This window comes from Bradyrhizobium sp. LeoB3, from assembly GCF_055456055.1.
Genome location: NZ_JBVBEF010000091.1, coordinates 19,401 through 29,263 on the forward strand (window position 1 = coordinate 19,401; position 9,863 = coordinate 29,263).

Annotated in this window: 7 protein-coding genes; 2 read left to right on the forward strand and 5 right to left on the reverse strand. The window is 57.2% G+C overall.

All coding sequences use genetic code 11. The annotated features are described in order from the left end of the window. Positions 1–125: 125 nt before the first annotated feature. From ACZXDY_RS36120 to ACZXDY_RS36140, 5 genes are all read right to left on the reverse strand, one after another. Complete coding sequence (locus ACZXDY_RS36120) at positions 126–533, reverse strand: exonuclease domain-containing protein (protein WP_464348813.1); 408 nt, start codon at positions 531–533, stop codon at positions 126–128. 199 nt (positions 534–732) lie between these two features. Next, complete coding sequence (locus tag ACZXDY_RS36125; RefSeq protein ID WP_464348814.1) at positions 733–1,470, reverse strand: hypothetical protein; 738 nt, start codon at positions 1,468–1,470, stop codon at positions 733–735. Positions 1,471–2,140: 670 nt separating this feature from the next. Then, complete coding sequence (locus ACZXDY_RS36130; protein ID WP_464348815.1) at positions 2,141–3,445, reverse strand: hypothetical protein; 1,305 nt, start codon at positions 3,443–3,445, stop codon at positions 2,141–2,143. A 121-nt stretch (positions 3,446–3,566) separates the two neighbouring features. Continuing rightward, positions 3,567–4,583: a hypothetical protein gene (locus tag ACZXDY_RS36135; protein ID WP_464348816.1), complete on the reverse strand. Its 1,017-nt coding sequence runs from the start codon at positions 4,581–4,583 to the stop codon at positions 3,567–3,569. 59 nt (positions 4,584–4,642) lie between these two features. Next, positions 4,643–5,779, reverse strand: a complete 1,137-nt coding sequence (locus ACZXDY_RS36140) for a hypothetical protein (RefSeq protein WP_464348817.1) — start codon at positions 5,777–5,779, stop codon at positions 4,643–4,645. Between the two features lie 337 nt (positions 5,780–6,116). Here ACZXDY_RS36140 and ACZXDY_RS36145 point away from each other — a divergent pair, with 337 nt between their 5' ends. Both ACZXDY_RS36145 and ACZXDY_RS36150 read left to right on the forward strand, forming a co-directional pair. After that, positions 6,117–7,490 (forward strand): TM0106 family RecB-like putative nuclease, encoded by a 1,374-nt coding sequence (locus ACZXDY_RS36145; protein WP_464348818.1) that lies wholly within the window; start codon positions 6,117–6,119, stop codon positions 7,488–7,490. Positions 7,491–7,507: 17 nt separating this feature from the next. Beyond that, positions 7,508–9,514, forward strand: a complete 2,007-nt coding sequence (locus ACZXDY_RS36150) for a DEAD/DEAH box helicase (RefSeq protein WP_464348819.1) — start codon at positions 7,508–7,510, stop codon at positions 9,512–9,514. Positions 9,515–9,863: the final 349 nt, after the last annotated feature.

Sequence of the window (9,863 nt, forward strand, 5' to 3'; positions counted from 1 at the left end):
CGCCCGAATCACTGCGCATGGCCAAAGATAAGAAAGACGAAGTACCTTTGAAGGTCGTTAGGAAGCGGTCGGTTTCGATCGAGGACGGCTGTCCCGTGATCGTTTCCCATCGGCGCCGAGGATTCTTAACGGATCTTGACGTCAACCACCAGGACGGCATCCGAGATGAACGATGCAACGGCATCGCTGTCGATACGATGCCCGGAGACCACTTCATCCGTGATCCCGGTGAGTTCGGTGATATCCTCGGGAATCGGAATTGACGGTTCGTTGAAGGAAGAAAAGACGTCGGTGATAGCTGCTATTCTATCATCCGGCAAATAGGTGAACTTGACCATCGCAAGTTCGATGACTTCGTCCTGTGCAGTGTTCAGGCCCGTCGTCTCGACGTCGATGAGGATGCCTGTCCGGGTCGTCTGCCCATTACATTTGGCAAACTCGCTTCTCGGAAGAAGCCTGCGCAGAACTCGGTAATCGGGAGACCGAGCCAGCATCTCGGCCATTCTGGCCAGATCGAGGTTTTCCGATGACATGATTTTTGTCCGTCATTGCCAGAAGGCGCGCGCCCCACAATTCGGAATCGCGTGCTGCGAAGGCATACCATCGAGGGAGGAATCATTCACGGGGCGTGCTGCGTGCCCTCTCAGCCAGTCTCTAAGTCGGTCATTAGCCGACTTCTTCCATAACATCTCATTTGCGAATCCAGGTTTGTTTGCGCCGCACGGCGAACAACTATCGCCACCCAACGATGGAGGACGGGGAAATAAGGCTGGGCGAAATTGCGGCTCCATGGCGACCGCTCATGCGAAGCGAATAACCGCGGCGCAGGTGGTCAATTACCTCCTGGATGGTTCGTAGGCGGATGTAGTCGCTTTGAAAGCGGGACATGCTTACAACAAAGCAGCCATCGCTATGCCGATGTGGAACGAGTAGCGATCCCATAGCCCGGCCTCGTTGAACCGTCGCGTGCAATTCGCATCCCTCTGCGGCGGAAAATGCCGGCTCCAAACCGCGGCTTGTATGGTTGGCTACGAATTCACGATCAAGCCCGCGCTCCGATCGGTTGAGTTGCATAGAACCGGGCTCTGAGACCAACGGCAGTTCAGAATTAATCTGATCAAGAGCAGCAATTGCGCTGCGCTGTTTCTCGCCTTGGCTTGTGCGGGCACCGGCCAGCCAAGCATTAATGTGGCTTTGCGCGAGTGGGCTGCCATGCACGGTGTGAACCCATGTCACCTGGCCATCGGAGTACGCGACGGCGTTAATTCTGCGCATGCTGGGATGCAGTGTGCGAAGCCTGCTAAAGCAGGCCTCGATATAGCTGTCATCATTTGATAGCAGGACGACGACATTTAGCCTTGGGGGCAGTTGAAAGAGGAAGTTGCGCATGCAGTTATATGCCCAGTCATCTCCTGCAGCGCGCTTCGAAAGGCGGCCGATAATGTCACCTGATTTGAGGGGCTTGCCCATAACGGGATCCAGATGAGCGACACTGCAGCGAATCAGCGAGCCGAATCCAAAGTCTCGCTCCCGTTCGTGAATGTGGTCTTCAATCTGTTCGTGCGGACCCAACAAGCCAAGCTTTCGAAGTATTGCCGTTACGTTGTGCCGAAAGCCGGCAAACGGAATCTCATCATGCGGTGCAGACTGCAGTAAGCCGCACTGACGAGTTCCCTTCGAAAAGCCCAAGACGAGATAGCGTGGGTTATCCGACCCCCAGGATAATGGATTGTTTTCGAGAATCCACCCGTTCTGATCTACGCTGGTGGCACCCCAGATCGCACCCGAGGGAAAGCAACGACTACAGCTGATGCGACCATGGCTTGGTAGGCTTGTCATCGGAGTGCCCTATTCAATTTCTTGCGGAAACGTAATAGCCAAACCACGAGCCAAATAGAAATTCCATTGGCAAGTGTAGGAAGTTGTTGTGCTCCGCACACTTTAGAAGGATCCCTCTGCTGACCGGTTTCGGATTAACGCCGAACGGTATCTTGTATCCCCCGGTGCTAATGGGAGTTGCCGCAGACGCAAGGTTACGAGCGCGTCCCTTGGCGTCATCGCCTGCTTCCGTTTGACGGTTTCGAGCAGAACGTACGAACGGACCTGCAGTGCTATAGAGGATCGCAATTCGAGATGTGCATCAGCCGATGCGCCGCCGGCACGCAGCGAGCTCCGCTTCATCGAACAGGCCAGACCAACGCTCTTCCAATGCTAACGACTCTACTGCCAGATCGAGGCGCCCCAGCAGCGCTAATCTCTTGAATCCCTCCGATATCGGATTAGCGATGAGCCGTTTGACAGCTCCAACGGCTCCGTAGTCCTGCACCAGATCGAGCATACCTGTGGGGCGATAGCCAAGGCGATCGCACTTCCGGTAGATGTCAAGTAGTGCCTCGCGGAGTTCGTGTTCCTTATCTCGGTGCGCGCGAGTGGGGACCGGCGATGACGCTGGCGCGACGTGGCGTGGTTGCAACACATCCATTAGCCTCCCGGCATTACCTTCGAGCCAAGCTGTTAGGTCGCGGATAGCGTGAAGCCCCTCCAGTATCTTTTGGCGTTGCGGCTCGAAGGGGGCTGTCGGGTCGATGCCCGGCGTCGTCTTTCGAACGAACAGAGCCGTATTTGTGACTTCCAAGGAAAACTCGGACCCTACCAATAGTTCACTCTGAGCGAGTGCGTTTTTCGCACTAGCCAAATCGTCGAACTGGATGTTTGCGTATTTGGTGGCTGTCTTCGAGCCGAACTCGTGCTTGATCCGTATGGCAGGAAAGTTCGCGGGCAGCTTGGCACCTTCAAAGAACTTGGTAATTGCCTTGGGGCCATCGCTTGACGCCCTAACCGTCAGAGTCGGGATTATCTCTGCGGCCATCTGTGCGTAAAGTTCTGAGAATGCTCGTTTCTCCGGAAGCGTGATCGGAGACCAAGTTGTACCAGTTCGCTTTCCGCAAAGTGCCTCCAATATGTCAATGCGCGCCTCCAGACGACTGACAAGTTCGGCTGGCAAGGCTTCATTCTCTATACGATTTCGAAGAAATCGGACGATCTCCTCGATTGAAAGGCGATCGTCGAAGACTTCGCTACCTATCATCGTCGAAAGCTTTGCCGCTGGAGCGACAAGAACTGCGCACGCTGACCGTGCACCCAACAAGTCCCGGCACCGCGTAAGTTCCGCTGCGTACGACTCCGCTTGTCCCTTCTGAAAGTCGGCGGTCACTTTGCTCTCAATCAGGATGCAGGCAAGCAGCCGTTCCTCCTGATCAAACCAGCCGATGCGAACGTCCGTTTGACGATTGTCCTGAAGTCGCTTGGGCGACTTACCAAGTCGCACAAACGCAGTCTGGGGGCTTACGAACGAGTCGTTCAGGCGAGTAACAAACCAAGATCGAAACGTAAATGAGGAGTGCAATTCCTCGACCAGGAAGTTGTCAAGGTCGCGCTCTCTCACTCGATCTCGGAATAGTCGCTCTTCAGTCAAACGCGCTTTCCCGATTCCTAGTTTGCGGAATAACCAGCGAGAGAGCCCCAGCCGCCCACAATGGATTCTGCGAAGGTCGAGATTATAAAGATCATGCCCAGGTCTTTCCAGCCAACTCCGCGGCGATCTCAGGTAACGCCATTCTTTTGCGGCCCGGAAGGTATCCCTGGAGGTTTAGATAGCGATGACCCATGATCCCTCCGCGGTCCGACTTCCTAAAGTCCGTCGGTACTAACTCGCCGCACAGAAAAAACTTGTGGCCGGTCGTGATATCCCACCCTGTAGCTTTCTTGGCATCGCTAATTGCCCCTACGATGCGTGCCTGCTCAGAAGGACTCAGCGAGAGCTGACCTCCCCCCGCCTTAAGCAACCGCTCGCCGACGAGATCGCAATGCACGATCTTCGATATCTCACCTATGTATTTTACTGTTTTCTCCCGGTAGATCCCTAGGTATTTGACTTTGCGTCTGCTCCAATCGAATGGACAAAAGTACAGTTTGTGTTTCACGTTGATCTCGAACGACTGCCCGCAAGGTGGAACGAAGATTGTCACGTCGTCCGTTCCAAGCAGATCGTGCTCGCTGCAAAAGCTTTCAAAGTCGTGGATCAGCTCATGCAGTTCGTCGTCATGAGGTCGCAGACAATCCCGAAAGCTCTCGATGATCTGCTGGAAAGTTATTGAGCTCACGATGACACGTTTTTTCTTGGCTTCATCGTGGAGCTCTCTCCAAGCGTCCTCTGCAAGGTCGACCTTGTCCGGCCGGAGAAGAAGCAGGTACCCTGATCCGCTGTCATCAAAGCGCTCAAGGTGGTTCAGCAATTGCTGTTTGTCGAACTCGGCTCGGGGCGCCTTGGCCTCGATACCTATACGAACAGCGCTCTGATAAAGGAATCCGTCCAGCACGCTCCGTCCCGAGGATTCTTGCTGGCTCATCTGTAACCCTAGCGCGGCAATGGGAGCATCGGCGGTCTCATCTAGTAGCTTCGTCAAAAATTCCTGAAACCGCCGCCGACTCGTCTCATACAGCCGATACATGAGCAGCAGCGTGTTGTTTGTTGCAAAATTCTCGCGCTGAGAATAACGCGCGAAGTAAAATACGTTGGTCACTCAGACGCTCCTTGGCGCTTGGTCTGACTTGATTCGCAATGTTCCTGCGAGCGGGGCAATTAGGCTTGATCGATCTTCTCGGCCATCCACTTCAACGCGCTCATGACTTTCGCCTCGCCCTCCGGGTCAGCTGCTATGGTACGCAGCGGAATGGAAGGATACCTCGTCAGATCAGCCTCTCTCAGATTGGCTGCCCGAACCGTATTGAAATGCTCCATCAGCGCACGACGAGCCTCGATCAGTCCGAAGACGGGCTTGCCCTCCAAAGCTCCGAACTGGAGCCACAGCTTGCCGTCGGAGGAAAGATAAGCAGGATTGATCGCAATGCCGTTCGGTTTGAAGACCGGATAGACGGAACCGTTCTCTTTACCTGTTCCAAACGCGAGCGAGCGATTTCCGCCGTTTCCCATCCAATTGTAGATCGCTCGCGCGATCGCTAGCTCCTTTTCTCCTACGTTCTGCGAGAGCTTCTCGAACAGCGAGGTTTCGTCCCACCGTTGCACTGGACTGGCACGCTTTCGAGCAGTAGCTTGTGTCTGACCGTAAACGGTTGGCACGATCGTTTTGAGGTCTTTGCTTACGAACTGGCGGAGTTCGATAGCCAACACCTCCGCCGGGTTCATCTGTTCATTTAGAAACTCAACGATGCGCCGCAGCTCGATCGGAATTACGTCTGCGACAAAGAGTAACCTGATCTTCTTGGCTTGAAGGTTGGTTCTTACGCGCTCCCAGAAGTCGCTGAGGCTGTCGTCCGCTCCTAAAAGCTCACGGAGTGCCGTATCAGACGAGCGTCCCAACTCTCGGCAAGTTTTCTCGAACCCCGACTGTAGAGTTTCGAGAGCCCAATAAGTCATGCAATTTGCGGCATAGTCGAGCATTTGGCCGACGACTTCGCGGCGGAGCCGGCTATCGGTCTGTCGCTTTATCTCGACGAGCGTCGGAATTCCGTCCTGGTCCAGAAATACATGATCAATTGACCAGATAGAGGCTCCGATTTCCCCCGTTGAGATCGATTGCTCGCGCTTAACCAGAATCCAACGTCTGGGACTCTGGGGATCAATCTGATCTCCGACCAGCAATTCTGGAAAGCGAGATAGCAACCGCTGAAAGTCATCTTCGGTGGCGAATTGGCCTGGCTCCATCGGGACCAGCGAGTGCTCGCCCTGCAATAAGAAGACTCCTGAACTTTTTGTCATATGCTCCCCCCACTCGCCTAAGGAAAGCCAGAACCGGTGTCGTTAGGCAAGCTCAACCTTAAGACGAGGCTGGGGTGATCTCTGGTTTACTTCACAGCAGGTACCGTTCGCATAAGCTACGGGGCGCTTCTCACGCCATGCCATTCGATGGCGCGAACGCGCTGTCGTTCGTGCCGAACCCTGGCCGGCATCCCGCTACCTTCGACAGGGGGCTGAACGCGGTGGCTTCGCACTTCGCGTGTCCCACTTTCGCAGGCCTTTCGCGCCCGTCTGAGGACCGGTATCGTTGTTTGCGGAAGCCGTGCCCCAGGGCCCCGGCGGCAGTCTCGGGGGATAGATGCAGAAGAACGGCGCGGTGATTGTCTTCAGCGCTGGCGACCTGGTTGGGCACCTGAATTGTCGTTACCTCACACAGCTCCACCTCAAGGTCGCCCAGGGAGAACTGGCTAGGCCAAAGCTTCGCGATGACCCGGCCCTCGATGCCCTAGTGGAGCGTGGCAAGGCTCATGAGCAGGGTTTTGTGAATCATCTCGCCGAGCAGGGCGGGACCGTCACAGCCATTGCCGGCGTTGGTATCGATGACGTCTCGGTTGACCAGACGCGACAAGCGATGGCGAGGGGCGACGCGGTGATCGTTCAGGCGGCGTTACAGAGTGGGCAATGGAGTGGTCGCGCCGACGTTCTGCGGCGGGTCGCGACACCAAGCGGTTTGGGCGCCTGGTCATACGAGGTGACCGACACCAAGTTGGCCCGTGAGACGAAGGGCAACACGGTCCTGCAGCTCAGCCTCTACTCGGATCTACTGGCGATCATGCAGCAGAAGGTCCCGGAGACGGCTCATGTTGTGATGCCCGGGACAGAATACCTGCCGGAGGCCTACCGCGTGGCAGATTTTGCGGCGTTCTACCGACGAATCAGGCGAAGCCTGGAGAGCTTTGCGGCTGCGCCCCCGCATGACGGCCTCTATCCCGACCCGATCGAGCACTGCGAGGTCTGCCGATGGCGCGAGCTCTGTGCTTCGAGGCGGCGCGCGGACGATCACCCGTCGCTTGTCGCAGGGATAGCCAAGACCCAAATTGAGGAGCTCGTCCGGCGAGGTGCGGGCACCATGGCCGCCCTCGCCACGCTACCCATGCCGCTGCAATGGCGGCCGGATCGGGGCACTGCGCCTAGCTACGAGAGGGTGCGCGAGCAGGCGAGGCTCCAGGTTGAGGGTCGAGTAGCGGGACGGCTACTTTACGAGGTGATGCCGCTCGTCGCAGAATTTGGCTTGTTTCGGCTGCCCGAGCCGTCGGCCGGCGACGTCTTTTTCGATTTCGAGGGCGATCCGTTTGTGGACGGTGGTGGGCTCGAGTTCCTGTTCGGCTATCTCTATGCCAACGACGACGGCACGGACGCCTATGTCGGCGACTGGGTGACGACACGGGAGCACGAACGGGCGGCGTTCGAACGCTTCATCGACTTCGTCACAGAGCGTCTGAGCAGGCACCCCGGCTTGCACATCTATCACTTCGCGCCCTATGAGCCGGCCGCGTTGAAGCGGTTGATGGGGCGGTACGCCACGCGAGAGGACGAGGTCGATAACCTGCTTCGGGCGGGCGTGTTCGTGGACTTGTCGCCATTGTCCGGCAGAGCATCCGCGCCAGCGTCGAAAGTTACTCGATCAAGAAGCTGGAGCCGCTGTATCAGTTTGACCGCGCCGTTCCGCTGATCGATGTCGGTGGCGCCATGGCGCGGGTGCAGGCCTGTCTCGAATTGGCCGATGCCGATAGAATTGACCCGGGCGATCAGGCTGCCATCATCGGCTACAACCGCGACGACTGCGCCTCGACGCGCGCCTTGCGGAATTGGCTTGAAGCGGTGCGGGGCAAGCTAGTCGCGCAGGGGAAGACGATCGATCGGCCGCAGCCGAAGGCCGCCGAGATTGGCGAGGATCTCAGTGCCTGGAAGCGCCGGGTCGCCGGACTTGTGACGCGGTTAACCAGCGATATTCCGGACGACGTGGCCGAACGCAGCGCTGAGCAGCAGGCGCGTTGGTTACTGGCTCACTTAATTGACTTCTTCGGCCGCGAGAATAAGGCGGTCTGGTGGGAGTATTTCCGGCTGAGCGATTTGTCGGCCGAGGATCTCTTGCATGAGCGTGCCGGGGTGGGAGGGCTAACCTTTCTTAGCCACGTTGGCGGAACGGCGAAGGCGCCAATCCATCGCTACAGGTTCCCGGTTCAGGAGACCGATGTTCGCGCCGATAACGATTTGAAAAGCGTTGGCGGCGACAAGCTTGGCAGCGTCGTCGCGATTTCCGATGATGACAGAACAATCGACATTAAGAAACGCCAGGACACCGCAAACCTTCATCCCGAGGCGGTGTTCGCGCACAAGTTCATCGACAATCAGGTTCTCGCAGAATCGGTGTTCCGGATCGGCGAGCATGTAGCGGATCACGGGATCATCGCGCCGGGAGCCTATCGTGCCGCTCGCGACTTGCTGCTCAAAGTCGCTCCACGTCTTTGCGGGCAGGCGTTAGAGCAAGCTGGCGAGCCGCCGCTGGCAGCCGCAATGCGCGCTGCGCTCTCGCTTGATCAGAGCGTCTTCCCCGTGCAAGGTCCGCCGGGGGCTGGCAAGACACATGCCGGTGCACGCATGATCTGCGCGCTTGTACGCGACAAGCGGACAGTCGGCGTTACGGCCAACAGCCATAAGGTCATTCGCCACTTGCTTGACAAATCCCTGGAAGCAGCCGCTGAGCAACGTCTTACAATTCAATGCATTCAAAAGGTTAAGGATGAGCCGACCTCTCTGCCGGGATTCCAGCAGACGACCAAGAACCCGGACTTCATCGACGGGCTCAGCAATGGTTGCCAAGTTGGCGGTGCTACCAGCTGGTTTTGGGCGCGTCCGGACGCGGCAGGCATTGTGGATGTTCTGTTCGTAGACGAAGCGGCGCAGATGTCATTGGCAAACGTGTTGGCCGTGTCGCAGGCGGCCGAGAGCATTATCCTCCTGGGCGATCCAAGGCAGCTTGAGCAGCCGATACAAGGGAGCCATCCGGATGGCGTTGCGACATCGGCGCTAGATCATGTCCTGGGCGAACACGCAACGATCGAGGCCGGCCACGGACTTTTCCTTGGAGAAACATGGCGCTTGCACCCCGATATCTGCGCCTTCACGTCGGAGCTCTTCTATGAAGGCCGACTTCGCTCGCGCGCGGGATTGGAGCGCCAGGAGATCAGGTCATCGAGCCGCGTGAACGGGGTCGGCCTTCGCTATCTTGCCGTACCGCATGTAGGTAACCAGAATTCGTCTCCCGAAGAGGCAGACGAGATCAAAACGCTCGTCGATGAAATTCTCAACAGCAAGGCAAGCTGGATCGATGGTACAGGGAAAGAAGCAGTCGTCAGGCTAGAGGACATCCTGATCATCGCTCCTTACAATGCGCAGGTCTTCGAGCTTCAGGAACGATTGCCGGGCGCGCGCATCGGTACCGTCGACAAGTTTCAGGGACAGGAGGCGCCGATCGTGATCTATTCGATGACCACCTCGTCTCATTCCGACGCCCCGCGGGGAATGGAGTTTCTCTACAGCGCGAACCGCCTGAACGTTGCGACTTCGCGTGCGAGGTGCATCTGTGTGATGGTTGCGTGTCCGCGGCTGTTCGAGGTCGAATGCCGAACGCCCCGCCAGATGCAATTGGCGAATGCCTTCTGCCGATATCTGGAATTGGCTCTTCCGCTTTAGTTGCGATCTTTCCGATGATTGCGGCAGGCCAGTCAGTGGGACGGATCGGCCGTTGGCCGACTTCTTCCATAACAACGGATGTGCGAACAAGGCAGCCGTCCGGACCGGATCTAGAGCTCAGCCTAAAGCCCATGTCGACCTTTTCACCTAGGCACCCTCTTCTAGGGGTCCTCAATCGTTTCCACGTAGCCGCGTTTGCTACCGAAGTCGCGCAGTCGCTCCGCACTGGGTTACGGCGCAGAGAGTAAACTCACGCTCAAGCGCGCTCAATCGTCTCCCTCCGGTGAGGGCCGCCTTGTCGGGTTAAGACGAGTGCTGTGTAACAGCCCTTATGGACAGCAATAAGTTC